25 protein-coding genes are annotated in these 26,504 nt (G+C 41.2%); 14 read left to right on the top strand and 11 right to left on the bottom strand.

The features are described 5' to 3' along the window. Positions 1–7: 7 nt before the first annotated feature. The 10 genes from CH373_RS13255 to CH373_RS13210 form a co-directional block, all read right to left on the bottom strand. The gene (locus CH373_RS13255; RefSeq protein ID WP_100713588.1) at positions 8–1,837 is read right to left on the bottom strand and encodes a hypothetical protein; all 1,830 of its coding nucleotides are present in this window, start codon (positions 1,835–1,837) and stop codon (positions 8–10) included. Positions 1,838–1,860: 23 nt separating this feature from the next. Continuing rightward, entirely contained in the window at positions 1,861–2,736 is an 876-nt protein-coding gene (locus tag CH373_RS13250; RefSeq protein ID WP_125169959.1) for a penicillin-binding transpeptidase domain-containing protein, read from the bottom strand. Positions 2,737–2,951: 215 nt separating this feature from the next. Next, entirely contained in the window at positions 2,952–3,632 is a 681-nt protein-coding gene (locus CH373_RS13245; RefSeq protein ID WP_423789767.1) for a YfaP family protein, read from the bottom strand. After that, positions 3,610–8,223 (bottom strand): alpha-2-macroglobulin family protein, encoded by a 4,614-nt coding sequence (locus tag CH373_RS13240; RefSeq protein WP_100713590.1) that lies wholly within the window; start codon positions 8,221–8,223, stop codon positions 3,610–3,612. Before CH373_RS13240 ends, CH373_RS13245 begins: the two co-directional genes overlap by 23 nt. A 9-nt stretch (positions 8,224–8,232) precedes the next feature. After that, the gene (locus CH373_RS13235) at positions 8,233–9,207 is read right to left on the bottom strand and encodes a DUF1175 family protein (RefSeq protein ID WP_100713591.1); all 975 of its coding nucleotides are present in this window, start codon (positions 9,205–9,207) and stop codon (positions 8,233–8,235) included. A gap of 39 nt (positions 9,208–9,246) precedes the next feature. Beyond that, positions 9,247–9,732, bottom strand: a complete 486-nt coding sequence (locus CH373_RS13230) for a hypothetical protein (RefSeq protein ID WP_100713592.1) — start codon at positions 9,730–9,732, stop codon at positions 9,247–9,249. Between the two features lie 2 nt (positions 9,733–9,734). After that, a complete protein-coding gene (locus CH373_RS13225) occupies positions 9,735–10,022 on the bottom strand; it encodes an LIC13255 family lipoprotein (protein ID WP_243393389.1) in 288 nt (95 codons plus the stop codon). A 9-nt stretch (positions 10,023–10,031) separates the two neighbouring features. After that, positions 10,032–10,619, bottom strand: coding sequence for an LEA/WHy family protein (locus CH373_RS13220; RefSeq protein ID WP_100713594.1), 588 nt, complete (start codon positions 10,617–10,619; stop codon positions 10,032–10,034). Further along, the gene (locus CH373_RS13215; RefSeq protein ID WP_100713595.1) at positions 10,619–11,647 is read right to left on the bottom strand and encodes a zinc-binding dehydrogenase; all 1,029 of its coding nucleotides are present in this window, start codon (positions 11,645–11,647) and stop codon (positions 10,619–10,621) included. The genes CH373_RS13220 and CH373_RS13215 overlap by 1 nt, the downstream gene beginning before the upstream one ends. Before the next feature lie 15 nt (positions 11,648–11,662). Further along, entirely contained in the window at positions 11,663–11,980 is a 318-nt protein-coding gene (locus CH373_RS13210) for a (2Fe-2S) ferredoxin domain-containing protein (protein WP_100713596.1), read from the bottom strand. Between the two features lie 141 nt (positions 11,981–12,121). Here CH373_RS13210 and CH373_RS13205 point away from each other — a divergent pair, with 141 nt between their 5' ends. Together CH373_RS13205 and CH373_RS13200 are read left to right on the top strand one after the other, a co-directional pair. Next, positions 12,122–12,637: an LIC13259/LIC11441 family protein gene (locus CH373_RS13205; protein ID WP_243393388.1), complete on the top strand. Its 516-nt coding sequence runs from the start codon at positions 12,122–12,124 to the stop codon at positions 12,635–12,637. A 77-nt stretch (positions 12,638–12,714) separates the two neighbouring features. Continuing rightward, positions 12,715–13,671: a hypothetical protein gene (locus tag CH373_RS13200; protein ID WP_100713597.1), complete on the top strand. Its 957-nt coding sequence runs from the start codon at positions 12,715–12,717 to the stop codon at positions 13,669–13,671. Here CH373_RS13200 and purF read toward each other — a convergent pair. After that, positions 13,668–15,134, bottom strand: coding sequence for an amidophosphoribosyltransferase (gene purF, locus CH373_RS13195; protein WP_100713598.1), 1,467 nt, complete (start codon positions 15,132–15,134; stop codon positions 13,668–13,670). The genes CH373_RS13200 and purF overlap by 4 nt on opposite strands. Before the next feature lie 40 nt (positions 15,135–15,174). On the opposite strand from purF, the gene CH373_RS13190 reads away from it, so the two are divergent. The 12 genes from CH373_RS13190 to CH373_RS13140 all read left to right on the top strand — a co-directional run bounded on the left by CH373_RS13190 (position 15,175) and on the right by CH373_RS13140 (position 26,373). Then, positions 15,175–16,344 carry a ribonuclease D gene (locus CH373_RS13190; protein WP_100713599.1) on the top strand — a complete coding sequence of 390 codons (1,170 nt, stop codon included), beginning with the start codon at positions 15,175–15,177 and terminating at the stop codon, positions 16,342–16,344. Then, positions 16,340–16,978 carry an NUDIX hydrolase gene (locus tag CH373_RS13185; RefSeq protein ID WP_423789771.1) on the top strand — a complete coding sequence of 213 codons (639 nt, stop codon included), beginning with the start codon at positions 16,340–16,342 and terminating at the stop codon, positions 16,976–16,978. The genes CH373_RS13190 and CH373_RS13185 overlap by 5 nt, the downstream gene beginning before the upstream one ends. 210 nt (positions 16,979–17,188) lie before the next feature. Continuing rightward, positions 17,189–17,365 (top strand): LIMLP_16695 family PerRB-regulated protein, encoded by a 177-nt coding sequence (locus tag CH373_RS18660; protein ID WP_165778834.1) that lies wholly within the window; start codon positions 17,189–17,191, stop codon positions 17,363–17,365. After that, entirely contained in the window at positions 17,362–17,754 is a 393-nt protein-coding gene (locus CH373_RS13180) for a hypothetical protein (protein ID WP_100713601.1), read from the top strand. Before CH373_RS18660 ends, CH373_RS13180 begins: the two co-directional genes overlap by 4 nt. Positions 17,755–17,814: 60 nt before the next feature. Beyond that, positions 17,815–18,405 (top strand): RNA polymerase sigma factor, encoded by a 591-nt coding sequence (locus CH373_RS13175; RefSeq protein WP_100713602.1) that lies wholly within the window; start codon positions 17,815–17,817, stop codon positions 18,403–18,405. Next, positions 18,386–18,754, top strand: coding sequence for a hypothetical protein (locus CH373_RS13170; protein WP_100713603.1), 369 nt, complete (start codon positions 18,386–18,388; stop codon positions 18,752–18,754). The genes CH373_RS13175 and CH373_RS13170 overlap by 20 nt, the downstream gene beginning before the upstream one ends. After that, positions 18,751–19,164 carry a hypothetical protein gene (locus CH373_RS13165; protein ID WP_100713604.1) on the top strand — a complete coding sequence of 138 codons (414 nt, stop codon included), beginning with the start codon at positions 18,751–18,753 and terminating at the stop codon, positions 19,162–19,164. The genes CH373_RS13170 and CH373_RS13165 overlap by 4 nt, the downstream gene beginning before the upstream one ends. 192 nt (positions 19,165–19,356) lie before the next feature. Continuing rightward, on the top strand, positions 19,357–20,061 hold the full coding sequence (locus CH373_RS13160; RefSeq protein ID WP_100713605.1) for a response regulator: 705 nt from the start codon (positions 19,357–19,359) through the stop codon (positions 20,059–20,061). Continuing rightward, on the top strand, positions 20,051–21,439 hold the full coding sequence (locus tag CH373_RS13155) for a HAMP domain-containing sensor histidine kinase (protein WP_100713606.1): 1,389 nt from the start codon (positions 20,051–20,053) through the stop codon (positions 21,437–21,439). The genes CH373_RS13160 and CH373_RS13155 overlap by 11 nt, the downstream gene beginning before the upstream one ends. Positions 21,440–21,588: 149 nt before the next feature. Next, complete coding sequence (gene argJ, locus CH373_RS13150; RefSeq protein ID WP_100713607.1) at positions 21,589–22,740, top strand: bifunctional glutamate N-acetyltransferase/amino-acid acetyltransferase ArgJ; 1,152 nt, start codon at positions 21,589–21,591, stop codon at positions 22,738–22,740. A gap of 22 nt (positions 22,741–22,762) precedes the next feature. Then, a complete protein-coding gene (locus tag CH373_RS13145; protein ID WP_100713608.1) occupies positions 22,763–24,013 on the top strand; it encodes a hypothetical protein in 1,251 nt (416 codons plus the stop codon). Beyond that, a complete protein-coding gene (locus CH373_RS13140; protein ID WP_100713609.1) occupies positions 24,010–26,373 on the top strand; it encodes a PP2C family protein-serine/threonine phosphatase in 2,364 nt (787 codons plus the stop codon). Before CH373_RS13145 ends, CH373_RS13140 begins: the two co-directional genes overlap by 4 nt. Positions 26,374–26,504 lie beyond the last annotated feature (131 nt).

Raw genomic sequence — 26,504 nt, 5'->3', positions numbered from 1 at the left:
AGGTCTTTTACCTTTCTATCACTCTCAATTTTCCCCAGTCGTGCTCTTTTCCTGTAGAACCGAAAGATAGAATAAGTCTATCATATTTTTGGAATATATTTAATAAGGGTTGGATATCCGAATCTATCGTTTTCGAAGAGTATTCAGAAGAGCCCACGGATCCGTACAAATAAAAGCTCCTTAGATCCTGCAAGATTCCAGGAATCCAAAGAGATAAATGATGAGGCAGATTGGCCAAATCCAAACCGGCTTCGAGTGAATAAATATCGGCCTGGGTCGGACGATTTCCATTTGTGGCAGAGCTCACTTCCTCCATGCTCTTTCTATCCGAAGAAATCAATGTAAACTCCTTTACTTTTAGAGCCGAAGGCAAGTAGTAGCCGCCTTTCTTGAGAGGATAGGTTGTTAATGAAAGATTTTGGTACTGTTCCTGCTTTGGATTTCCTACCTTAAATATCCCTTGGAGTAGTTGCTCTCCGAAATTAGGATCTGAAATCACAAAACCAAATCTCGGATAGATCATGTTTTGATAAAAATCCAATCCATGAAAAATGACGGACAATCCGGGAGCGCTAGCCTCCTGACTTGAAATCCCGGATGATTTCCAAAAAGATCCCAACGCCTTTTGAAAACCCTCCCAATCTTTCGGATACGATGTAGAACTTTGTGCAAGCTTCGAAAAATTGATTTTTTCTGAGTAAAAAACTATACTTGCATCTCTTGGAATCACCTTGGCTACCTTAGGCGACGATTCTTCTTTTTTGCCTTCCGAATCGGGATTCGAACCTATTTTGTAAAGATTTCCTCTTAATAATGCATCTTCCGACCATCCAAGCAATAAAGCTCCACTTCCTGAATCGAAAGTCGAAACTAGAATCGGAAAAAAAATCGAATCTCTACCTGCATACAAAAGGACTTTATTCTCAGGCTTCATTGAAGCAGATAGAATCGGTGAAAACCCTGACTGGGATGCTATAGAAGAATTATTTTTGGAGTTCCCTAAACTTAAAGATTCGTCCAACAAATCGTCTGAGTCCGTTAGTATTAAAAAATCACCAAGTATGCAAACGTATATGCTACTTGCACCGAATTCATATTTGAGCACATTCAGATTTCCGAACTTTTCTGAACTAGCAACAAATTGATCCGTAAAATCGTCAGCCGAATGAGTTTTTACAGATTCAGAACCGTTCTCCGGCTCTGAACTATCTGTTCCTTCACTTGTTTCCTGTTTTTTGGTCGGCCGCGTAGGAGGTAGAATATCGGGAACCTTAATCTTCTCTCCCCGAAATCCAGTCAGCAGATTTACTCCTAGTTTCGAAGTGGTTGCTGCCTTTCCGATCAAGATCCAATTCTCCTTCTTAACCAATGCCAGAGCGACCGGTCCGTCAAACAAGAACGCTAGTTTAGAAGGATCCGCCAAAAATCCAGTTTTGGATTCCAACAAGTATAGAACTGAACTTACTTTTCTCAGTTCCGGAAGAGTGAGTAATTTTCTGAATGTGCCACTTTCCGCCAGAGATTTGCCGATCGAAGTTTTTGAAACGTCATCAATAAACTCTTCTGGACGATATATTTCCACCAAGTACCGAGCTTCTTTTGGAATCAGAAAAGCAGGATCTTTGATGGAAGAATCAATGGAGTATCGGCTCGAAAACAGTAAATAGAAGGTTATTATCAGGAAAACACTGCCAAGTCCAATCGGCACTCCTACCCAAGGATCCTGCAACATTCTATTTTTAAAAACCTGAATCTTATCTAGTATTAAATATTTCGAATTTATAGATTCAAAAAATGTTTTCAATCGATCAGATATATTCATAAAAAATGTCTTCATTCATTTTCACCCAAATTCGATCTTTACAAGCTGCTCAATCGTATATTTTTAATTGCTATTGATGCCAAATTTCTAGCTTCCAAACCACCTGAACCATCTTCTACAAATACCAGCAGAAGATACAATCTGCCTTGCCTTCTAAGCCAGGACGCAATCCAACCGTGAGTACTATATTTTTTCTGAAACTTCGTTGCTGTTCCGGTTTTTGCCGCTACCATTTCGATTCCGGTGGAAGATTCTGAAACAAATCCTTTTAAAGTCCCGTTTTGCATTACCGAGGAAAGGATTGCAAATACCTGTCTTTGGTCTTGTTTAGAAAATTCATTGTCTTCCGTTTTTATAGGGAGATCTCCTTCCTTCCAAAAAGGAGAAAGAAAGGGACTGCCATTCGGAATTGCAGCGTATACTTGAGCGATTTTGATCGGGGTCAAAAGAATTCCACCTTCTCCAATCGCAGAAGTTATTTTTTGAAGTTTGCTTAAAGAATGAAAAGACCGAGCAGATAGTCCGTTCGGTTCCGAATAGGGCTTCAGCCTCGAAGCAGAGGAAAGGTCCAACTTCCAGTCATCCATTATTTTTTTATAAAATACTTCTGGGTTTTTAGCGACCTGCGTTAAGAAATATACATTGCAGGATTTAACGAGTGCATCGTCCAGATCAACTTGCCCATGCCCTTCCGCGATCGAGCATCTAAAGTATTCTCTACCTTTTTCGTCCTTGGGCAAATGGAAGGTCCTTCTGTCAAAATCCGTAATCTCATCCCGAGAATCCGGATAGTAACGGCCTTTGCATTCGATTCTGGATTTCGGATTGAATGCAAAGGCTTCTTTGTGTCTCAGAAGGACCAAAGAGGATAACGGTTTCATAATGGAACCTGGCGGAAATTTTCGTTCGATCATTATTTCCGGACGATACGAATAAACAACTTGGCCAGTGTCTGTTCTAAGTAGGAGCAAAGAAGAAGTCGAATTCTTTGATTCGAATTCACGTATTAACTGATTTAGATAAGACAATCTGAAATTCGGAGAACTCTTTTCTCTCGAGAAAATTTCCTCCGGAAGTATACAGATCAATGCACAACCGAAGAGTAAGAATTGCGAAAACGAAAACAAGTTCAGCTCTCCGGATCGATTTCAAAATTCGCGATATGATAAACCTGTTGGCTTTTAGTCATTACGAACTGATACTGCAGTCTCTTTTCATTCGGTTTTCCTTCGTACAATACTACATATGCATTCACTCTTGTAACCGGAAGATTATAAGCACTGTAGTATTGAACTTGAACCGAATATGACCCGGGAAGAGCTTTCGACATAGTGAATGTTTCAGGACCAAATCCGGTGGTCACATCCACATCCAAGTTTCCACCGGAACTAGTAGAGGAATGAGAATAGTAACATTTCTCCCCTTTTGGGTCTATCACCCAAAGATCTACGTCGGTTTCAGTATCCCAAGTCAAAACCACTTTAATATCTCTTGGTGGAACCTTTGCAAAAAAAGAAACCCGGTCACTAGACTTCCCGGCCTTTACTTCAATTAAATTATTCCCAGGTGCAATTACTGCCTGCACAGAAAATCTACCTCCTTGCAACGCAACAGCTTGTGGAATTCCGTTGATCACGATGGTTGCCCTGGCGGCATTGCTTCCCTGCACAGTTCCAGAAATTTTCTGAATTCTCTGCGTCGTAAATCCACCGCTAGGCGATTCGATTTTTACGACTTGAGAGAGCACGGGAAACGAAGAAAATCCCAGAAAGAGTATTAAGAAAATTTTAATCAATCGAAACTTCATCATCTGAGCTCGCTCCACTCACTTCAGGATAGTACATTAATTTGGATCTAGCCGGAATCGCCTTATACTTACCGCCTACTTCCGCGCGCAAAAAGTATCGAATCGTAAATTCTTCACCCGGGCCTTTGATAAAAAATACGGCTCGGTCGTCATAAATCTGTCTGCCTTGGTATTCCACTTTTCGGTCGTCAGACAAATACTCCGCGTCCTTCTGCAAAAAAGAAAATCCCGGAAGCAAAATGTCCTCCACCTGAAAGTAGGAACTTTTCTCCCCTTCTTTTTGCACATTTATGGAGACCATGATTAAATCTCCCTTTTGAAAAGATTTGGTTTCTGAAGTGGAAAACTCGTTTCCGGAGACTTTTAATTTGTAAAAAGTTCTCTTGACCTTGATCCCATTCGAAGAAGCGCTGAATTTCTTCGATCTGTCCGTAAAGAAAATAGAAGCGATCGCGTATAATACCGGTCCGTCTTTTTTCTTCACCTCGATCCTGTTTTCGCCCGAATGGATCAGTTCATGCGGAACAGAAATCTTAAACAGCTCTCCAAAGTCCGCTTTTGGAGAAAGGGTCAAACTTTTTAAAGGAGCACCGTTAAAAAGCAAATCCACATTTGCAGGAGATTCTGATTCACGCACGGATGCCAGATATTCAGAAAGAGCTAACACAGCCGCAGAAGTATCTCTGGAATTATTCCAGGCGAAATCTACACGATTGCTAATCAAAGTAGAGGCAAGATTTGCCAGAAGGGTTTGATCTTCTCCTAAACGAGTCGCCACACTCAATAGAGAGGAAATCGTTTCGATTCGATCCTCTTCCCAGTTAGGGTTTTTTCCGTACGAAGCCAATTTTACGAACGGTTTATTTCCGAATCCACTTTCATTTAAGGATTTCTTAAACCACTGAATCGCTTCCGCCTTCTTTCCGTTATTTAACAAAATCATCGAAAGCAAGGCTTTACCATAGGTTCCGAGCTTATCCCCGCTTTTTGCTAGACCTTCTACAATAGAATCTTCTATCTTTCCGCCTTCACTTAATGAAAACAGAATGTACGCTTTTTGATTCGGCGATAATTTTCCTTCATCCAAATTGTTGTACAGAAAACTTTTAGCAGAGTCGATCAAGTATGAGTCTACTCTAACTCCGTTTTTTCTACTAATAGCCAGACCTCGGTAAACATAAGCGCTCATCAACAAATCGCTCGTAGTCTCTCCATCAAACCATCCGAATCCACCGTCTGACCTCTGGAGCTCGGTTATCCTCTTCAGCCCTGATTCGATCATTTTTGGCAGTTCTACTCTCAGCCGTTCGTTTATGTACCCTGCCTTTTGCGCGGACAGCAACGGGTAAAATCTGCTCATGGTTTGTTCGGCGCACCCGTAGGGATAGTCCGCCAGATAATCGAGTGATTGTCGAAGGGCAGGCAAAGTAGCCGGGCTCAAGCGCACTTCTAATTTGGGATCTGCAAGTTCTTTCGGAATTTGTAATTTAAGGATTCCTTTTGCTTCGCCTTCCGACATCGCGATTCCGTCAGAAACAGTTCTCTGCAATCCCCAAGTTTTTAACGGAATCTCTGATTGAAACGAATCCGAATAACCCCCACCGGACGCGAAGATCTTGATTTTGGCAGCATCTTCCTTAGCATCCTTGCCCGCCTTCAAAACGAATGAGACGGATTGATTTTGGCCAGGTTCAAGGACAATGGTGGATTCACTTGCCCCTTGAATCGATCCACCCTCAACTTTAGCATTTACTTGTACTTGAAACTTCTTTTGAGTCTGATTCGAAATTGTAGCCGAAATCTTTTGATCTTCTCCCTTTAGGATATATCTCGGCATGGATCCTAGTAACATCAGATCTTTCTTTGTAACGAAATTGACCTGACCCCTTCCGACTTTCGTATCCGATGTGATTGCAATTGCTGTGACTCTCCAGGAAGTAAGATTGTCCGGCAGAGTAAATTTTACGACTGCCGTCCCATCCACTCCGGTTTTTACTTTTGCGTTCCAGTAGCCGGTGTCTTTGAATTTTCCGCGAACCGGTTCATCACCTTTAATCGCCGCATAGCCGTTCCCCTTTTTCGAGTTCAAGGCTAGCTTTAATCTCTTATCCTCCGAATACCCGAAGAATCTGTAAGCAGAAGCAAAGCTAGTCTGGACATTATTCCTGCGGGGATGATAAAAGAATGTATTGATGTTAGGAGTCTGCTCTTCTCTTATTTGATAGATTGCTTCGTCTACAAGCGCAACAGAGACTTCGGCGGGAATTCCACGATTTCCTAATCCAGTTGTTTTTAATTTGATTTCGGCCACCTCTCCCGGGCGATACACTTTACTGCCGGGAACAACATCTACTTTCAGAAATTTGTCTTCCTGAGGTGCAGCCACTCTGACTTGGCTTTTATAAACTTCATTACCGGAAAACTGGGCGGCGGATAGAGTGAAATTCGGACTCATTTCGGGAGTAATCTTCACTTTATACTTCAGAGCATTTCCGTTCATCTTAACTACTTCCTTTCGAAAGATTCGATTTCCTTCGACAGTCAAAACTAAGTGCGAACCTGAAATAGGACTGAGTACCAAGATCTCCGCAGTTTCTCCGGGTCCGTAAATATCTTTCCCGGGCTTGAGAGTAATATCCTTAAAGGGAATTTCTATCGAGTCAGATGCAGAAGATGCCCAAAAGAAAGATTCACTCTCCGTCGAATTTCCATCGGGATCCTTTGCACTAGCTACGAAAATGTATTGTCCTCGCTTCGGAATTTCGACGCTGATTTCTCCGGTCCCGTATTCGTTCGTAGCGATTTCTTTTTTGGAAACTTTAGATCGCCTTCCTTCCGCAGAGTGTTCGATCTCTCTTTGATAGAGGATAACCTCGATCTCTCGGTCCTGTAAAAGTTTCTTCCGATCTTCTTCGCTTAACGATTTATCATAAGGTATTAAACTTAATTTTAATTTTGCAGAACTCCCGGGCTCGTACACCGAGTTATCTCTTTCCATTTTTAAATAAAATGCACTGCGATTTACGGAAAAAACTGCGGTACCGTTCAGAGTGATATCTTCGGATTGAACCGATGCGACCACTGAATAAATAGAATCAGACGTAATCTTCCCAGGGGAAAACTTCAGTTTATAAATTCCCTGCGAATCCAGTTTGGCCTTTCCATCCAGAATTACTTCCTGGCGATCACTCTGGCCGGATTGTTCCATATAATCCGCAGATGAATCAAAGTTTAGCTTTCCGACCGGAGAGAATTCGAACTTGGGTCGTCTGAAAACTCGATAAGATACTTCTTTTCCTGCAAGCGGTTGCCCGTAATAGTATCTCGCTTTGACGGTCGCCTGAACCTCTTCCTTTTGAAGATAGTTTGATTTATCCGCAGAAACCGAGACCAAAAAAGTAGGCTTTTTATAAGCCTCGACGGCAAATTCGGTCTGATATGATTTATCACGAAAATCTAATATGATAGAATAATTTCCCAGCCGCAAATTTTCCAAGTCCGGAATCTGGAATTCTCCGGCAAAACTGCCGTTGTCGCCGGAAATGCTTACGCCGACGTCCGGGATGTTTGTAGCACCGTCTTCGTTATACACGGAAATAGTTCCCGATCCAGATATTAGTTTGTATTGATCGGAGGTAAAATTTCGAACAATTCCCTTGAACTTTACCGTATCCCCCGGTCGATAGACTGGACGATCTGTATACAAGAAGGCCCTTACTCCTCCTTGGCCATAGTATGAGCTCGCATAAAATTCCGGATCGGAAACTGCGTACTCACCGTCCTTAGATAGTAAGACTACATTCTTAACCTGACTCTTTCCTTTATAGAAAAAGGTCCCGTCTTCCTCGGTTTTACCGGAGAAGATTGTTGCACCTGTTTCCATTCCAAATGCAACGATATTCGCGTTAGAAACTGGTTCACCCGAATCCTTACGTCCCGCATAAATAAAAGTTTCTGAATCGGATTGTTTTACTAGAAAGTTCAAACCGGACTTGATCAAGATTGTATAAGCAAGCTCTGAACCTGAGACTCCTTCGATCAGGTACACTCCGCTCTCATTCACCGGCACTGGAATTCTTCTGTATGCCCAAGAAGAAGAAACAGTAGGAACAGAAAAAACCGAAACTAATTCTTGGTCGCTTAGTAATGCAGGTATCGCGGCTGGTTTTTTTTCTGGCAAAGAATCGTAATCTACACCGATTACTGTTTTTAAAGAAGAACGGGTTTTGGAATTAAACTCCTTGCGAGCCACCTTTCTAAAATCTACTTCAAATTTTCTTACTGCGTTGGAGAACAAAGCGATCGGATTCGCAAAAGCACCATCGTTCTTTTCTTTAACTAACCTTTCTTTTACTTTCTTGACCAAGAAAGATTGAGGATCTTTGATTTTATAAACTCGGAATTCGTAAGATATATTTCCAGAGCCCTCGAGATTTACGTACGCTTTTTCATTCTTACTGAAACTTCTGTCAGTTCCCAAAAAGAACAAAGGACTCGCAGGCGCCGGAGTTCGGATCAAAAAATACACTAAGAATCCGCCACAGACAGTCAGAATACTGAAAATATACTTTATCCTTTTGCGATCGTTTATCATTACAAAGCCTCATTCCAATATGTGAAATCGATAGACACCCAAAAAAGAAGGATTCTTTATGCTTGGGTTAAATATATTACTGCTCTTTAATTCTCGAGATTGGATCAGTTGAATCCCACGATCGGATCCTGTGTGATAGAGAAGATTCGGGTTTTCCTGACCTTCCTCTAATACGATCATAGAATGATATGTAATCTCACTCTTTTGAAGATTTTGGAAAAACAGAATATCTCCTTTTTTTGCCGCGGACAATTCTCTCGAAACAGGAAACGCATTGTGCTTTTCCAGGGATTTCGCATCCGCAAAAGTTCCAAATTCCTTATCTGAAGTTTTAAACAAGTTAGTTCCCAATTTCGGAATATTAGGATAATGAAAACTTTTAATATCAGGAAGGTTTTTATCTAGAACGATTCCTGTCCTTTCTTGCCAGGATTGATCATGCTCTTTTAATGCTTCACGATAAGCGAATCGTATCAATCCGCTGCAATCGCGCTCCTTACCGTTCCAAGCAATATTTTCCTTTAAATATTGAGAGAGGGCGATCCGAACAAACCAATTTCGAAAAGCTTCTCTATCCGATTCCGTACCCAATTCAGAGGAATCCGGAAATCCATCCGAATCAGAATCGATTTCTCGATCGAAGAATTCAAGCGTAACAGACTTTCCGAAATTGGTCTGCAATTGAAAACGACCCGGCATCATCCCGGCCTCTATCCTGATTCTTTGTCCTTTCGAAGTATTTTCTACAGAGATAATCCGAAAAGGAAAACGACCACCCTCTTGCAAATTAAACTCTTCTGCTTTGCCAAAAATGGAATTTGTGATCTGGATCACAGCCACGCTCTTCCCATCAGCAGGCAAACGTACGTTAGTTGGTTCCACTAATGTAGTGAGAATCGGTTTACACCCGAGAAAAAAATCGACTAGGACGAATACAAAGGAGAGGCGCAAAATCGAATCCCTAAAAAGGGATTCTTTATACATATTCAGTAAAAATCTGGAAGAAATTTTTTGATCTAAAATCTAGTAACCGAGTGCTTTTCTAATTTTTTCGGGAATATCGTTAAAACTAGGGTATTTGTGCCGCTTTCCATCGGGAAAAATTACATAATAAGTTCCGTTCAGGATTTCCATATAATAGTTTCCTTTCTTCTTCTGGCCGATTGCAGACTTGTCCATTTCTTTTACCATGGCTTGGTATCTTTGTGGGAGTTCCTGCCAAGATCCATAGACTTGGATCTCTCCTGCATGATTGACGGTATAAACTCCGTTTTCATGCATGATTTTGATTCCGTTATAATCAAAGACTTCTAGGACATTGATCTGAGGTTCTTTTTTCTTGGGCTTCGCACCGGGATTCTGATTTTCGCCAGCATCCAAATTATATTGAACTACGGATTTATGCCCTGGCTTGTGACTTCGGATAAGAAGTAGATATAAGTAAAAAATTCCGGCTAGACTAAGAGCCAAAAAAATCAAAAGCTCGATATGTCTAGCGAACCATTCCATGATTATAGACGAAATTCAATCGCCTTACACGCGTATGGAACCGGATCTCCGGTTTGAGACCAAAAGCTACAGGAAAGCACAGCAATTGAAGCAACACATGCATCCACATCCTTTCTTTTAGAACGACCCGGAACTAATGACAAAACAGATCGATTCGTTCCGCAGGCAGAATCCTTAGCAGCATAAGCGGTAATAATTCTGGTACTAGCTTCGGAAAAACTATAAAAAGTAGCGTCCGGATTGGTACATCCTACAAAGAACAAACTCAAACAAATTAGTATTCTAGCCACGAAGCGAATTCATCCCCCCTGTACCTGAGACTGCTTTCCCTGCAACTTTACCGTCTCGTTTACCGGCAAATCCACTTCTCCCAGAAATGTTTTATAGGAAATTGAACCCGAAACCCTTAGCACCGGATTTTTGCCCGATAAAATATCCCTAGCGAGCATAGCAGTTACTAAGAGTAGCTCTTGGTTTACTCTTTTTTCGAATCGGGTTTCTACATTTAATTCTACAATTTTCTTGGATCCCGCGGGTAAGATCGTTTCCTGATCCGTAGTTACCATAGCTAGTTCGCTTTCCTTTCCGTCCTGACTTTGCACTAATAAGGATAAATCAAATTTATTTAAAGTAACATCAGACTCGTTCGGATTCTCTATCTCCAAATCTGCAACCATCTTAATTTTTGGAATCGGAGGAAAAGAAATGAATTCTACTCTCTCGGTTCTGACTTGTAGGACCTTGAATTTGCAGGTTTGTAATTTCTTTAGATTCTCTCGCACTTCTCCGCAACTGTTCCCAGTCAAAAGAATCAAAAGACTCATTAAAAAAGAGAGAGCATAAGTGGAAATTCTAGTGGAATTTTCCGAAATCTGGTCACCCTTCATCAAGGATTCCAGCCTGTTTGGATCAAGACCTTACCGCGAGTCATATTTTGTGAATATTCCAAAATCGCTTTTTCCGCTTCTTTCAAAGGAAGCCTTGCCGCGATATCCGTATGAAATTCTTTTCCCAACAGAGATCTCACAGCGGAAGTAACTTTCAAAAGTTTCCATAAAGGCAAATTAGGAATCCAAGTAGAAAGCCAATAGCCTTCTATCTTTTTATCCTGAAAGATCCCGAGCCCGGGATGAAAGGTAATCGGTTCTTCAGACATTGCACCATAAACAACACACTTGCTTCCATGGGGCATCGCGCTTAAAACTCTCCCTGTAACTTCTCCTGAAACTGCATCTAAGAGTATCGTCGCACCTAGTTTATTTGCGAGAACTCTTAGTTCTCTGTCAAAGTTGGGAGAGCTAGAATCCAAAATATGCTCTGCTCCTAAAGATTTTAGAAGGTCAGCTTGTTCCTTTCTGCGCACGATTTGAATACCAGGAATCCCTTTCTTTAAGGACAAACGCAAAAGCATTTTGCCGAGAGCAGATGCAGCCGCAGTTTGAATATAAGCTTTATGTTTTTCGCGGATAACCTGGTCCAAAAGCGCGTAAGCAGTCAGAGGATTTACGAATAAACAAGCACCTTGCTCTAAGCTTGTATCCGAATTCAAAGTAATACAGGAAAAGGCGTCGGTGGTCATGTATTCCGCATAAGTCCCGTCTCCTTTTCCTGGAGCAGTACAAGCGACAGCCTTGCCTACAAGAGAGTTGGACCTCCAACCTCCTCCGCTAGCGATCACAACACCGCTTCCTTCGAATCCAGGGACGACAGGTAACTTTTTCTTGATTCCATAAAGCCCACGCATGAACATCAAGTCCGAAGGATTGATGGATGCAGAATGCATCTTCACAAGAACTTCTCCCTTTTTTAAAGGCTTCATTTCCTTTTGAACCAACTTTGCCCTTCCAGGTTTATCGCTGTATTCGGAGAGCTCGTATGCTAGATAGGAAGTTGGGATTTCGTACTTTTTAGCCATAAATCATCCTTACATTTAGTTTTCTGGGAGAAGCAAGTGTTGAATGAAATTTAAGTTTTCGGTTTCAATATAGTTTTTGAGAAATTTCTCTGCATCTTCTTCTGTTTTGAGAGAAAACCAAAGACCTTCCGGATAGGCTACTTGCACAGGGCCTAATTCGCAGCGATCCAGACATCCAGCTCGCTGGATTCGAATCCTGTTCTTAATTCCCATTTCTTTCAAACGTTTTTTTAAATAAGCAAGTATTCGTTCCGAACCTGCTCTTCCGCAGGAAGGTCTTTCTCCTTCTTCACGAATATTTTCGCATACGAATATGTGCTTATGATAGTACATAGATTTCATCCAAGAGTAGAACAGTAAGTTAGATGAAGAAACGATTTTTCCGAGTAACTGATCGCTTTTTGTAGGAGGTACTTTCCAGAAAAAAATCCAAAACGCTTAACGGATTTGTTCTGGTATTGGGAACTCCTAGATTTGAACCTAGTAGATAACGGGGCTAGGATGAAACACTTTCGACCAGTTAACTTCCTTTGGATTGGCTTGCTGATTCAGATACTTCTTTTGAACTCTTGCGGTCCTGAAAAAGAAAAGCCATTGAGTGAAACCGAAATCCCGATCTTTCAGGCAATTCTTAAAGAAAACGACAATGTCGTAGAAGCTCTACTTCGTTCCGAAAATCTGGTGCCCGATACTTCAAAATTACTCTCCCTCATCGATTCTTTTGCTGCAATCAATGGAAATGGCCAAAAGAAAGCATTAGAAATGAAGGAAATAATTCAAAAGATAGATAAGTCTAATCTTCAGACATCCTTTGAAAATCTTTCAAAGTTTAGCGAAATATTGGCAGCCACGATGAAGACAAATCAACTGAGCGGTGGACATAATCAATTTTATTGTCCGATGGTCCGTAAAACTTGGGTTTTATCTGGCAAAAAGATTCGAAATCCATATGCGCCTGAAATGAGAGATTGCGGAGAACTGATCCCTTAATTTCGATTCGATCTAAGTACCAAAATTGATCGAGTAGTGAGTCGGTTCCGTCTATTCCGCGACGGATTTATTTAAGTATGGTCGTAGCGAACCACCAAGATAGAATAGAAATTGTTTGCGGGGCAGGTATCGCCAATTCCAAGCCTTGTCCTGCCAATTGTCGAAGTGAAATTCGAAACGGAAAAGGTGCCTCTGATCCGAACTTCCGTTGTTTGGCGTACGAAAAGCTAGCAAGGTTCTTGGAAGGCAAAAATTCTTTCACAGTTGGTATCACGGCTTTCCAACAAGCACCTGCAGAAGTTCTGGAGAATTTTTCCGCACAGAGTGATATCGGTTTTGAATTAGTCAGATATTTTTTATCCATCTCTTCTCACGAAGAAGTAAAATCCACGATTCTTGAAATGAGCGATCCACTGCTATACAGAATCGTAAGTCAGGAATTCACCCGGTTTATAGAATTAAGAAAAACAAAAAAAGGTTCCGAAGTTGGATTTCATTTCTTGGACATTCGATCTAACGACTACTGGATTGGACTGCCGCCGGAACGAATCGTAAAATTCATCGAGTATTCGGTGAAGGGGGAAAGAAATACAAAGCTAGCTTCACAGTTCTTAAAACTACTCTCAGACGAGATGCTTTTAGATCTGCAATCCTATGCAGAACTTTCGGAAGACGATGAGAGGGAACTTTATCTCGGCTTGCAAGATGCAATCTACGAGTTTCCACTCGTTATGCCCGGAATTTATCAGCATTTGCTTTCTCTGTTCCAGGAAAATCCAGAAATTCATATAGTATTGAGTACAATGGAAGCTCTCGTAGAGAGAAAAGCGGTCCTCATGCAAGCAGGCAAAGTGGCAATTCGCTTATTAACGAATGCAAGCGGAAAGAATACTCACCAAATGGTATTAGATTATTTGCAGACTCTTGATGCAGACGCGGCTTTAGAAATACTCGCCATGTTGGAAGAAAGGCGAAAACTCAGCAGATCCGAAAAGGAAATGTTAGCCTCGTATATTAAAAAATCAGAGAACTAAACTCTCTCTTCTACTTCGTATTCTCTAAACAAGCTTTTTTGGTTTCCCATATCGCTCTGGAACTCTACCGGATACTCTGCGGTAAAACAAGCATTACAGAAACCGCCGCCTTTATGTTCCTGAACTGCCCGGCCCATGGATTCGACCGAGAGATACGCGATAGAATCCACTCTTAAATACTTCCGAATTTCTTCGATCGTGTGAGTTGCTGCGATCAGTTCATTATGAGTTGGAATATCGATCCCGTAATAGCAGGGAGAGATCGTAGGAGGAGCGGAAACTCTTAGATGGATTTCAGTCGCACCAGCATTGCGAATCATCTTGATGATTTTCCTGCTAGTGGTTCCTCTCATGATCGAATCGTCTACGATAATGACTCTCTTGCCTTCAACTACATTCTTGACTACATTGTATTTGATTTTTGCGCCGAAGTCTCTGATCTTCTGATCCGGTTCTATAAAAGTTCTTCCGATATAGTGAGACCGAATCAATCCGGACTGGAACGGAATTCCTGAAGCTTCTGCATATCCTAATGCAGCAATATTCGCAGAATCTGGAACCGGAATTACTACGTCGGCTTCGACCGGAAGTTCCTTCGCTAGTTGAGAACCTAGTGCTTTTCGCACTTTATAAACGGACTCTCCAAAAATATTCGAATCAGGTCTCGCAAAGTAAATGTACTCGAAAATACAAAGAGCCGCTTTGGACTGAGGAAAAGGATAAAAAGATCGAACTCCGGTTCGATCTACTACGATCATTTCTCCCGGTTCTACGTCTCTCTCATAGGTTGTGTCAGTGATATCAAAGGCGCAGGTCTCCGAAGCGAAGACGATAGAGCCGTCGTCTCTTTTCCCCATGACCAAAGGACGAAAACCGTTCGGATCTCGCACAGCGATCAATTGACTTTTTGTTAGCACTACAAGTGAATACGCACCCCTGACCTTTTTGAGGGCAGAAGATAAAGCAGAGAGAAAATCAGTTTCTCCGGACCTTGCCATAAGGTGCACGATCACTTCGGAGTCGATTGTTGTCTGGAAGATAGAACCGTCTCTTTCTAACTGGGAACGCACTTCCCATGAATTTACTAGATTTCCGTTATGAGCGAGAGCGATCGGTCCGAGGTGAGATTCGACTCGGAGTGGTTGGGCGTTTCTCAAAAAACTCGCTCCAGTTGTAGAATAGCGGTTGTGCCCGATTGCAGAGGTCCCTGTGAGTTCGCGAATTTTCGCTTCGGTAAAAATATTTGCTACCAGGCCCATGCCTGCGTATCGATATAGGTGCTCTCCGTCTGAGGAGACGATACCGCTGGACTCTTGCCCTCGGTGCTGCATTGAATAAAGACCGAGGTAGGTGAAGTTTGCCGCTTCTTGGGAGTTAAAAATCCCAAAAATAGCACATTCTTCTTTTGGTTTGTCATCCTGGACTATAGTCCGTAGATTGGACGTATTTGGAATCGAACTCATGGTCCCCCTTCCAACGCAACTCTCCCAGGTCGCTGTTTAGATGCAAATACAATCCGATTATATTGTAGTCGATAACTTAAGAAGCTTGCAATTAGCTTTAATAACCCTTGCACAGGCGGACCGTATTTCCATTGATACTGAATCGTCCGGTTATTATACATACTATTCAAGAGTATGCCTAATCCAAATTTCTTCCAAAGGTAAGAATTATATCTTCGATCCAATTAGACTAGAAGATGTATCTGGACTCGGACAAATGTTTGAAAACCCTTCCATTCTAAAGATTTTTCATTCTGCTTCAGATGATATCAAAGCCTTGAAAAGGGATTTTCACTTTAAGTTTGTAAATATCGCTGATACGATGTTCAGTTCTCGCTTATTAGACTTGGAACAGAACTCTTTGTCATATTTAGTTGAACATTATCACAAAGTAAAATTGTCCAAAAAAGAGCAAAAGTCTAATTGGGAAAAGCGCCCATTAGAGAAAAGCCAATTGCAGTATGCCGCTCTGGACACAGTTTATCTGGAATCCATTTGGGAAAAAATGAAAGAGGAGCTTACAAAAAGAAATTTGTATGACGAGGCTTTTTCCGAATTCTCAAAGATCGCGGAAGAGGAACCCGAACCGTTTGAAGGGTTTACAGTTTCGCTCGAAAAGTTTCCCAATGTTCTGGACTTGAGCAGCGATGAACGACGTGCACTTTACGATACCCTAGTTGTCAGAGACGAAAAGGCAAAGCGCAATAATAAGGCACCTTTTAGAATTTGGAATAACGACAAGGTCTTGGAGTTGGTAAAAAACAGAAGAGATCTGAATAAGCTAACAGAAATCGTCGGCAAAAAAGATGCAGACCATCTACTTCAAGTTTATAATACACCGAGTGGACCGCCTATCCAAAAGAACGATTTATTCAAAAGGGTAATCGAAGATCTCAGTTCTGAAGAGACAGATCGATTCAAAAGATTGAGACAATGGAGAGAGACGATCATGTCTGTCCGAAGAATGGGTCACAATCTAATGCCTTCGAACAAAATGATCGCAGAAATCGCGAGAAAAAACGCAAGATCGCTCGAAGACTTAAGAGACTTGAATCTGTTTTCAGAATGGAAGATTCTAAATTATGGGCCTTCCATCTTGCAAGCAATCCAAGGCAGACCTTACGAGACTACGTTGACTCATCTAGTACCGATTAAGAAAAAGTTTGATTAAAGTAGATCTAGAAAGAATCAAAAACAATAATCCTCTAAGAGTAGAATCAGAGGTTCAAATTCCGGAAGACATCACAGATTCTTCCGTGGTCATTCCGATTTACAGAACACCGGAAGGAGATGGTTTTTTACTCCAACAAAGAAGTCACAATTTGGTATCTCATCCGGGGCAGATTGCTTTTCCTGGAGGAGCAAGAGATCCGGAAGATGAGAACCTACTTTCTACAGCACTTAGAGAGTGGACGGAAGAAATGGGCGCGCCTGCAGAAGATCTGGAAATAATCGGTACGTACAAAGGATATTTCACCCATACAGGTTTTCATATCACTCCGTATCTTGCGGTATATCACGGAGATTTCGTGTTTGATTTCAATCAAGAGGAAGTGGAGAGAATTATTCGACTCGATTTATCTCGTTTATGGTCGGAACCTTTTTATAGTCTGCATGTACGACGAAATCCGAGCTCACCTTTAATGGAATTGTTTTATTTCGATTTAGAAGAAGGCCTTCTTTGGGGAGCAACTGCAAGAATCATTGTAAATTTTCTGAGAGAGCACTGCGATTTTTCAAGGCCACCGATGATTCGTGAAATGAATTTACCTGGTCCTCCTTTTTTCGACCCCAAAAAAAGCTGAGTGAGAAAGTACATTCAATTCCTTTGAATTACTATCTCCAGTTCGACTTCCCAAGATTCGTCGATTTAAAAAAATCTCAATCATCGCTATTTTTTCTTCTAACTCTTCCCCAGTTAAAAAATGGTGTCCAGACGAGCATTTATTCTATCGAGACAGCGAAAAGCTGTCGATATTTGAATACGACATAACAAAAATCTACGGAGAAAAGCCATGAGCAAATTTAAGTACTTATTTGATTCAACCATTCGCGCCAGCTATCTCAAAGAAAGCTGGAAGGAAGAAGAATGGTATTCTTCCCTGGCCAGTCGCCCAGGAATCGAAAACCGAATCCCCTTCTTTAAAAAAGAAGAGCTGAGGGAAACCGAAGATACTATATTGGCACGATGACACCGGAAGAGAAAGAGATACTTTTTAAGACCTTGGAGCAAATTCTAACTGCTCTTAAGGAAAATCAAACCGGAGGCGCTTATAAAGTGGTCCTGTATACGGTTCCGATTGTAGGAATCGTCTTTGGATGTGTTCTCTTGTTCTTCCTATTTTACTGGTGGTATCGCCAAAGACTGGAAATCATCAGAGCTGGTCTCTATAAAAAGGAAGCTTTCGATTTAAGAACTTACTCTTTCTTTCTTGGTTTGGTGCTGACATTCGTTGGCGCTGCTCTTTCCGTATCGTTCCTATTAGTACTCGGCAAATCTTTAGCAATGATAGGCGGACTGGTTCCTTTTTCTGTCGGACTAGGTCTCCTATGCTACTACAAGTGGTCGCCGAAACGCTAAATCTTTAGTTATATAAAATTCGAAAAACAAAATCCGACTTGGTCCGAAAACGCAATCCTTATGCAACCAAATACGCCAATCGCTTGTGATCCGGTTGACTGGGAGTGCATACAGAAAGTGCTCGCAGGTGATTATGAGTCTTTCGAAGAACTAGTTCTTCGCTATGAGGCAATGGTATATTCCCAGGCCTCCAAAGCATTCCGGGATAAGACCGAGGCAGAAGATTTTACCCAAGACGTATTCTTAAAAGCTTTTGAAAGTCTTTCTACATTCAAAGGGCTTTCCAAATTTTCCACTTGGCTATTTTCGATCGCGAGAAATGAAATTATCCGAAGATATCGCAAAGACCATCCGGAAGTAGACGCGCCACTGGAAAATGTTAGTTCTGAGAAATCTTTATTAGAAGGACAGTCCACTCAGGAATCACAACTCCTGCAAAAGGAAACACATGAGAAAATACGATCCTTGGTGAACAAACTTCCTGAGCTCTATCGAAGACCTATTTCGCTCCATTACTTCGAGAATATGTCCTACAAAGATATTTCAGAAAAATTGAACTTGAAAATGAATACTCTAAAGAGTTATATTTTTCGTGGAAAAGAAATCCTAAGAGATTGGTTAAAGAAGGAAGATGAAGCCGGAAAAGATTGAAATTCCAGCCGATCTAAAAGAGCAGCTTGCCTATTTTGACTCCCCTCCAAAGGAGAAAGCGAGCTTGCCTGTGCCGCCTTTAATGAAGAAAAGGGTAATGTTGAAAATTATTCCGATTCGTCATATCAGGGCAATTCTACTTACGATCTTGATCCTGTCTTTTTCTCCGCTTACAATTATTCTTTTTACGGACTGGAATTTCTTACTTCATACTGGAATTTTACATGTGATCCTTGCCACCAGTGGAATGCTTTTCTTGCTTTTCGCGGTTCTTATTGGAATTTATCTTGTGCAGTACAAGAACCCATATACGAAAGAATGGAAAAACAAACTCGGATTTGACGAATGACCAAAAGCTCCATCCTCGCCTTTTTTATCGCCGTTATTTTACTCTCCGGACCCCAAGTCTTCCCCCAACCCCAAGGAGAAAGCCCAAAGTACAATGCGAAGGAGTTCCTTTCCAAGGATCTAGACTCTATCTTTCCGATCATACAAAAGATGAGCAAGAAGGACGCTGATATCTTAGTTGCTCAAATTCGGGAAGAAGCTCGAAAGTCCTGGGCCGGTTCGGATCATTACTATTTCTTAATCAGCCACCTAGCTTCGATCAGTGCGATCGAGGAAGAGCAGAATCGGCTAAAAGGTCTGCTCTGGGTCTATGCCCTCGGATTGGCCTTGTTTGGTGGATTCACTCTTTATGTAATCTATTCCCAGAGAAAACTAATTAGAGAGCTCAATGAAATCCTGAAAGACCGCTGAATGCGGTTGTTTACGAGTTGTCATATAAACACTCGCATAATATTCTTTTTGCAAGGTTTGTAATCGCTCCGTAAATCTTTTGTAACGGTTTCCTGACAAACTTTGGCCATGGAACCTTCCCAAACCAGGGGATCAACAGATAACCCAGGAACCGCTCCCGTAAAGCGTAGGAGAAAGAGCTTCACCGAATTTATGAAGAATGCTTCAAGTAACCCAGGCCAAAAAATATTAGTCGTAGATGACGAAGAAGATATCGCGGAACTTATCAAATTTCACTTAGAAGAAAACGGCTATCAGGTCGAAACCTGTCAAAACGGATTAGAAGTCCTGCCTAGAATTGAAAAGAACTTACCCGATTTAATAGTACTAGATTTAATGCTGCCCGGCGTAGGTGGAATGGATCTTTGTAAAAGAATCAAAGAAAAGTACGGACTTCCTATTATCATGGTCACGGCCAAATCAGGTGAGACCGATGCTGTTCTAGGTTTGGAGCTCGGTGCGGACGACTATGTTCGTAAACCTTTCTCTACAAGGGAACTAGTCGCAAGAGTCAGATCCGTTTTGCGTCGTTCTAGCGAAACCGAAGAAGAACAGGAATTCGAAGGAAACATTACGATCGGACGAATTTTCTTGAATCCAAAGGCACACAAAGTGTATATTCAAGAACAGGAAATAGATCTCACTTTGATCGAATATAAGATCCTCTATTTATTCATGACAAATCCCGGAGTCGCATTTACTAGAGACAAACTTTTAGACAAAGTATGGGGAAAAGATATCTACGTAACGGATCGAGCCGTTGACGTAAATATTAAACGTTTGAGAGATAAATTAGCGGACGAAAAGGAGAGACTGGAAACAATCCGAGGGATTGGATACAGATTCAATGAGGCGTAGTTTATTTTCTAAACTCCTTCTCAGTAACTGGTCGCTGCTGCTCTTCTTAATGATTGTAGCAGGAATCGTTCTTTATTTGGAAAACAAGATTCCTCCCGATCTAAAGATCCTACTATTCTCAACCTTTGTTATCTTAGCCATGTTCTGCACGTTCTACGCTTCGTTTAGCATTGCGAAAAGCGTGACAGTTCCATTGAACCAGATCGAAAACAAAACAGGAGAAATCAACGCCGGCGATTTCGGTTCTGAGTTAACACTTCCTGAAATCAAAGAGTTGGCTGACTTAACAGTCTCCATTAACCGAATGTCGGCTCGCTTGAAAAATCAATTCGTGGATCTCACGATTGAAAAGGAAAAGTTCGATTCGGTTCTTCAAAATCTTAAAGAAGGCGTTTTCTCCGTAGATCCAGAAGGCTCAATCTTATTTCAAAATAGAAGTATACCTTCCTCTTTGATTGAACCAAATTCAGGTTCCCGAAAAGTAGAAAGGGCAGTAAAAGACGAAAGACTACTAGAATTCATTAAAAAGAATTTGGGCGGACAGGGTGAACCCAAGACAGAACTCGCTCTGAATCAAAACTTTTATGCGGTGAAAATGTATCCTCTTCGAACCAATGGAAACATTCTGATGTTCATTTGCGTAATCAGGAATGTCACGGAAGAGAAACAATCCCATTTGATCCGAGAGCAATTCGTTCAAAACGCATCCCACGAGTTGAAAACACCTATTACTTCAATCAAAGGTTATACGGAAACTTTATTAGGCCGCCTAAAGCTGAACGCAGACAGTCATGAAAAAAAGTTCCTGGACGCGATCTCCAGAAATACAGATCGAATGGTCCGAATCGTAGAAGATATGCTCACGATTACAAGGATCGAAAACCAATCCGCGATCGCTCATCCTGAAGAATTCACCTTAAAATCGTTGGTCGACAATCTTTCCTTTACGGTCGAAGGTGTCGTGTCCGCCAAACAACAAAAGTTCGTAGTAGATATGCCCGAACCTGTGACAATTTCTGCCGACTGGGTCTTGCTAGAGCATATGCTATTGAATCTAATCTCTAATGCTTCGGCTTACTCACCAGAAGGAAAAACGATTACACTTAAGATTTCAAAAGTTCCAGACAACTTCATCCAGTTTCAGGTAATAGACCAAGGTATAGGAATCAACGACGAAGATAAGTCTAGAATCTTCGAAAGATTCTTTCGAGTGGATAAGAATAGATCTCGTAAAGAAGGAGGAACTGGATTGGGTCTATCGATTGTAAAACATATCGTAAGATTACATCACGGTACTGTGAAAGCAATAGACAATCCTGAAGGCGGCTCGATATTCTCCGCGACCATTCCTAAGGTTTACGTAGAGAATAGTGATTAATCTTTAGTCAATCAAGTGCTCTTTTCAAAGTGAATTCGCATAACGGCGAAGTAAATCGATCCACTATAGTATATTGCGCTTTCCGAAAAAACTCTTAGCATCAGCATGGAAAATTTCACCCAAACAAAGAACTTCTCGTAGGTGCGACCATGCGTTCTCCCAAAGGATACCTTGCCTTCGGTACAAATATTGGAATCAAAGATAAGACAAAAGACTTCGGAGTCATCTATTCCGAAGTTCCGTGCAAAGCAGCGGCAGTTTTCACACGAAACAATTTTCCAGGTGCACCTGTCATCGTCGGAAAAGAACACGTAAAGTCCGGAGTCTTGCAAGCAATCGTAATCAATTCGAAGAACTCCAACGTCGCGACAGGCGAAAACGGTTTAAAAAACGCAAGGTCCATTTGTGAAGAGATCGCAAAGTCCTTAGAGATCCCGGTTACAAGCGTGTTACCTTCTTCTACCGGAGTAATCGGAGTGCAATTACCTATGTCGGTGATCCTACCCGCGTGCACTGTCGCAAAGTCCATGTTAAAGCCCAATAATCTGGAAGAAGTCGCAGAGGCGATCTTAACCACTGACAAAAAAAGAAAAATATCGGTACGAACCATTCCATCCGAAAAGGGAGAAGCTACTATCTTCGGGATGGCAAAGGGCGCCGGCATGATAGAACCGAATATGGCTACGATGCTATCTTATATAGTCACCGATGCAGAAGTAGAAGGAGACTTATATGCGCTTTTGAAGGAAAACGTTGACCAAAGCTTTAATTGCCTTACAATCGATTCAGATACTTCCACCTCGGACACAGTCACACTTCTATGCAACGGATTGGCTGGCAAAGTAAAGCCAAACGAATTCAAACAGGCATTACTGGAAATCTGCATAGATCTTGCAAAAGAAATAGCCCGCGATGCAGAAGGAGCCACAAAACTAATAGAGTTGAAAATTCAGAAATCTAGAGATCGTGCCCAGGCTCAAAAAGTCGGTAAGTCGATTCTAAATTCTCCGCTCGTTAAGACTGCAATTTACGGAGGTGATCCAAATTGGGGACGTTTAGTTATGGCAGTCGGAAAGGTATTCGATGAGCCAATCCCTTTTCAAGGATTGGAAATTTACTTTGGCGGATTGGCCGTAAAAGGTGCCGATTCCGATACATTAAAAAAATTGTCCGACTATCTGAAAAAGAATACCGATATCGTCGTTGATGTGGTATTGAATACCGGGAATTTTGAGATGAAGTTTTGGGGTTGCGACCTGACCGAAGGGTACATAAAAGAAAACGCATACTATACCACTTAACTTAAGTATTCGACTTCAAATTGTGAAGACCCTTTTTACTGACCACCGAATTGCCTCCTCTTTGATCACGCTTATCGTGCGGATCCTGGGCGTAATTTTCGTTCTTTTGCTCTTCGAAATTTGCTTAAATTATCTTCCTAAAGAAATTGAGTATGTAAGAGAAATCAGCGTTTTGACTTGTCTTGTCTTCGGGGTTCTTTTTGTGATCCCTGCTCAGGATAAAGTCTCTAGTTTTCTAAAGTCTACCTTCGTCTCAGAATATCTAAGCGACGATCCTGGCTCTTCCAGAATCGCACACCGAAGATTCGATATAGAAGGATTGATTAAGAACGTATTTCCAGAGCTAGTTCGACTTACCGACAGTCATTTTGGAAAACTTGCCATCGTAAGAAATGATCTGACTCATTACGACCTTTATACATATGCGCATAAAAAACAAAGAAAGGTAAACACTCAAGAAGGGATTAATCCGGACTCAGCTCTATTAAAATATATCTTAAACAAAAGAGCCGGCGCGATGATCGGAGAACCGGATCAAAATAAGAGTATCAACGAGGATTTCGTAAGTTTAAGAGCAAATTTCATACTGCCCTTTGTTTTTAGAGAAAAGCTTTTTGGTTTTTTGGCGGTTTCGAATATTCCCAAGGATGATGTGAGACACGAAGTTGGATTCCTTGCGGGAAAATGCGCTTTGGCGGTCCATAATCATATTCTCTCCTCGCAGGTGGCAGAAAACAAAAAGTACCGCAAGGAACTAGAAAACGCAGATAAGATTCGAAGGTTTTTGGAACCTCCTGAACCTCCTCTAGTCGGCAACGTCAAAGTAGAATTTCTCTCAAGGGAACCCGGTGATTTGTTGGAGTTCCTACAAGGACCGAACGGAGAATTCTATTTCATCTTCCTAAGATTGAGCGTTACCAACGCAGTTTCGGTCCTGGCACTTTGCTATATTCTAGGAACACTATATGCATCTAGGTTAAAGAGAGATTTGAAGGATGTCCTGCAGATCAAAAATCTTATAGAAGAGAACCTAAGAGAAGTCTCTTGGATGGAAAAGTACGATCTAGCGGTAGGACTAATCGGGAAAAACCAAAACAATCTGTATCTGAGATTTTCCGGAAAAAACTTCAAACTGTTTAGAACCTCACACCCTGAAAGAAGTTTAGCTTCGGTTGGCTGGGAAAATAAGGAACAGATCAACTCGGATCCTTTATTTCTGAGCTGGAATGATCGAAACATCATATCTTTCGAAAGTCTGGAAGTCGAATCGTGAGAAATATACTTCTAGCTTTCGTATCTGTGATTCTGTTCGGGTTAATTCTATTTACCGGACTTTTGAATTCATCCTCCAAAGATGCAAGACTCCCGTTCTACTTTTATCCGAACGGAGTGATCGGACTAGCGCACGGTGAATATAAAGAACTGATAGGAACAAAGCTAGACTTATTAGAGTATGAAATTTCCAGGAAGCTAGTAGATACGGAGGCGTCATATTCTTATCATTTTTACGGAAAGGAAGGTAGCATCGTTAAGGAAGTCAAATTTGTAACGATATCGGCTTACCAAGTCCTAAAAGATTTTGCCTGGGACATTTTCCTTTCGCTGCTATACTTCTCGGTAGCGATCTGGTTCTTCTTCTATACTAGAGATCTATTTATTTTCCTTTTATTTGGATCCTTCTCTTCTTTTTTCCTTTTCCACTTTTTTCTATTAGCGTTTCACGATTTCGTATTCCCTTTCTTCTTCTTTTTCTTTTTTAACGCATTCTTGATTCTAAACGTATCCTTTCGGCTCCGAGGAAAAGAAATCCCTTCTAGATGGATGGCGCCGCAGGTAATTTTTTCTCTAGTTGGTGCTTTTGTAGGAGCTTCGCAAAAAGCAAATCCCGATTTATTTCAATTCCTAGCTTTGAACGGGATCTATTTCAATCTGTTTGCTTCTCTGTTCTGCATTGTGCAGCTGCTTTTCCATACATTCCGGAATCCTACTCAGATCCAGGCAGTATTCAAGAAAGCATCCTTGATCTTAGGCTTTTCCATGATCACTCTCGTGCCATTTATATTGAGCAGACTCTCGGATCCGGAAGCAGTCCTGATGATCAGACCTTACTTGATCATCGCCTTTTTAGTTTTTCCGATACTAATGGTATTTGGAACTTACACTTATTCACTTGTCCCTGTACAAATTGCATTCAGTTCTTCTCTCATTTCCATTTATTCCATACTCATCCTTACCTTCTGTTATCTGTTCGGACTTGAATTTTTTGTAAGATGGAATCCTGAACTTTTAGGTAAGTACCAGCAGGAATGGAACCTGCTCTATGTAGTAATTTCCGCCTATTTCCTGAGCCCTTTGAACAACAAATTGTACAAATGGATCGATTACTGGAGTTTCAGGAAAAATCCTCAGCTGCATACTGCGCTCGAAGAAATGTCCGTAATGATCGGCGCTCCAATATCTATGCGCGCGACCATAAACAATTTGATTCGAAGAATCGTAGAAGCGCTCTCCGTAAAAAAACTGCAGGTTCTTATTCCTGCGGATAGATTCCAGGGGACGGATCTAAGAAATATCAACTTTATCAGAATCCCTTATAACTCCGAAATTTGGAGTTATTTCGAAGGACATACCGAAGTAACAGTCACTTCTCATCTTGCCTACGGACTCGGAATCAGAGAATCAGTCTTTAAATTCCTCAACCAGCTCGAAGTTCAAATCGCGTATCCACTATTTGATTTCGAAAAAGGAAAGGAAGTAATCGGAGTCTTTTTAGTTGGAGCAAAGAACAGCAGAAGAAATTTTACTCTCGGCGAACTAAGATTTCTCAAGGAATGCACTCGTTTGGCTTCTTTATTGATCAGAAATTATGCGTTATTAATCGACGAGGTAGAAAGGAAAAGAATCGTACGCGACTTGAATATGGCCGCCATCTTGGATAAAACAGTCCATCTTTCCGAACTAGAAACCATCAAAAGTACAAACGTAGGCTATTTTTCCGTTCCCGCAGTAGGAATATCCGGAGATTATATGGATATTCTGAAGATAAGCCCGAAGAAGCAGCTGTTATTTTTAGGAGATGTTTCAGGACACGGACTCGGATCCGGTTATCTAGTATCTGCTGTTAGAGGAATCATTCGCAAATATTTAGATCAATCACCTTATCTTCCTGATATTTTTAGAGCAATTAACCTATTCTTGATAGAAAGATATCGCGGAAGCGAGTTCATGACATCGATTGCAGGAATATATAACGCGAACGATTCTTCGTTCTCTTTTGTAAATGCAGGTCATACTCCTCCAATTTGCATACGAAAAGGTGGAAAAATTGAACTAAGAACGGAAACACAACGTGTACTTGGAGTGTTACCGACCGAATATAAACTATTAACAGTACATTTAAACCCTGGAGATAAACTAGTTTTGTTCACGGATGGAGTAACAGAAAGCTTCGATGAGAACGAAAACATCTTTGGAGAAGAAAGTTTGTTAAAACTTCTTCAAGAAAATCATTCGATTGATGCTCAATCACTAGCAGAACTAGTTCGAAAGACACTTCAAGACTTTAGAAACAACAAAGAACCTAGTGATGATCTATCATTTATATGTTTAGAAGTGACTGAGATGAAATGCTAAGTATGAAATCAATCATTTTCAAAAAAATTTCAGGAAATTAATTAAAATACTTTACAATGAAAAGTTAATTGCATAATTATGTCCCTATCCGCGAGCATTCACGATTCCTTACAAAGAAATGGAAGAGTGTA

Source organism: Leptospira perolatii (genome assembly GCF_002811875.1).
Lineage (GTDB): Bacteria > Spirochaetota > Leptospiria > Leptospirales > Leptospiraceae > Leptospira_B > Leptospira_B perolatii.
The sequence above is the reverse complement of the archived record's forward strand: the minus strand, read 5'-3'. Positions and strand labels throughout refer to the sequence as shown.

Bases quoted from the DNA above. Each gene is read 5' to 3' on its own strand.
- CH373_RS13155 (WP_100713606.1), top strand. From the start codon at position 20,051: ATGAGGCGTAGTTTATTTTCTAAACTCCTTCTCAGTAACTGGTCGCTG.
- CH373_RS13240 (WP_100713590.1), bottom strand. From the start codon at position 8,223: ATGATAAACGATCGCAAAAGGATAAAGTATATTTTCAGTATTCTGACT.
- CH373_RS13190 (WP_100713599.1), top strand. From the start codon at position 15,175: ATGCAAATACAATCCGATTATATTGTAGTCGATAACTTAAGAAGCTTG.
- CH373_RS13210 (WP_100713596.1), bottom strand. From the start codon at position 11,980: ATGTACTATCATAAGCACATATTCGTATGCGAAAATATTCGTGAAGAA.
- purF (WP_100713598.1), bottom strand. From the start codon at position 15,134: ATGAGTTCGATTCCAAATACGTCCAATCTACGGACTATAGTCCAGGAT.
- CH373_RS13170 (WP_100713603.1), top strand. From the start codon at position 18,386: ATGAAGCCGGAAAAGATTGAAATTCCAGCCGATCTAAAAGAGCAGCTT.
- CH373_RS13200 (WP_100713597.1), top strand. From the start codon at position 12,715: ATGGTCGTAGCGAACCACCAAGATAGAATAGAAATTGTTTGCGGGGCA.
- CH373_RS13160 (WP_100713605.1), top strand. From the start codon at position 19,357: ATGAAGAATGCTTCAAGTAACCCAGGCCAAAAAATATTAGTCGTAGAT.
- CH373_RS13255 (WP_100713588.1), bottom strand. From the start codon at position 1,837: ATGAAGACATTTTTTATGAATATATCTGATCGATTGAAAACATTTTTT.
- CH373_RS13165 (WP_100713604.1), top strand. From the start codon at position 18,751: ATGACCAAAAGCTCCATCCTCGCCTTTTTTATCGCCGTTATTTTACTC.
- CH373_RS13230 (WP_100713592.1), bottom strand. From the start codon at position 9,732: ATGGAATGGTTCGCTAGACATATCGAGCTTTTGATTTTTTTGGCTCTT.
- CH373_RS13180 (WP_100713601.1), top strand. From the start codon at position 17,362: ATGACACCGGAAGAGAAAGAGATACTTTTTAAGACCTTGGAGCAAATT.
- CH373_RS13175 (WP_100713602.1), top strand. From the start codon at position 17,815: ATGCAACCAAATACGCCAATCGCTTGTGATCCGGTTGACTGGGAGTGC.
- argJ (WP_100713607.1), top strand. From the start codon at position 21,589: ATGCGTTCTCCCAAAGGATACCTTGCCTTCGGTACAAATATTGGAATC.
- CH373_RS18660 (WP_165778834.1), top strand. From the start codon at position 17,189: ATGAGCAAATTTAAGTACTTATTTGATTCAACCATTCGCGCCAGCTAT.
- CH373_RS13245 (WP_423789767.1), bottom strand. From the start codon at position 3,632: ATGATGAAGTTTCGATTGATTAAAATTTTCTTAATACTCTTTCTGGGA.
- CH373_RS13235 (WP_100713591.1), bottom strand. From the start codon at position 9,207: ATGTATAAAGAATCCCTTTTTAGGGATTCGATTTTGCGCCTCTCCTTT.
- CH373_RS13250 (WP_125169959.1), bottom strand. From the start codon at position 2,736: ATGATCGAACGAAAATTTCCGCCAGGTTCCATTATGAAACCGTTATCC.
- CH373_RS13220 (WP_100713594.1), bottom strand. From the start codon at position 10,619: ATGAAGGGTGACCAGATTTCGGAAAATTCCACTAGAATTTCCACTTAT.
- CH373_RS13215 (WP_100713595.1), bottom strand. From the start codon at position 11,647: ATGGCTAAAAAGTACGAAATCCCAACTTCCTATCTAGCATACGAGCTC.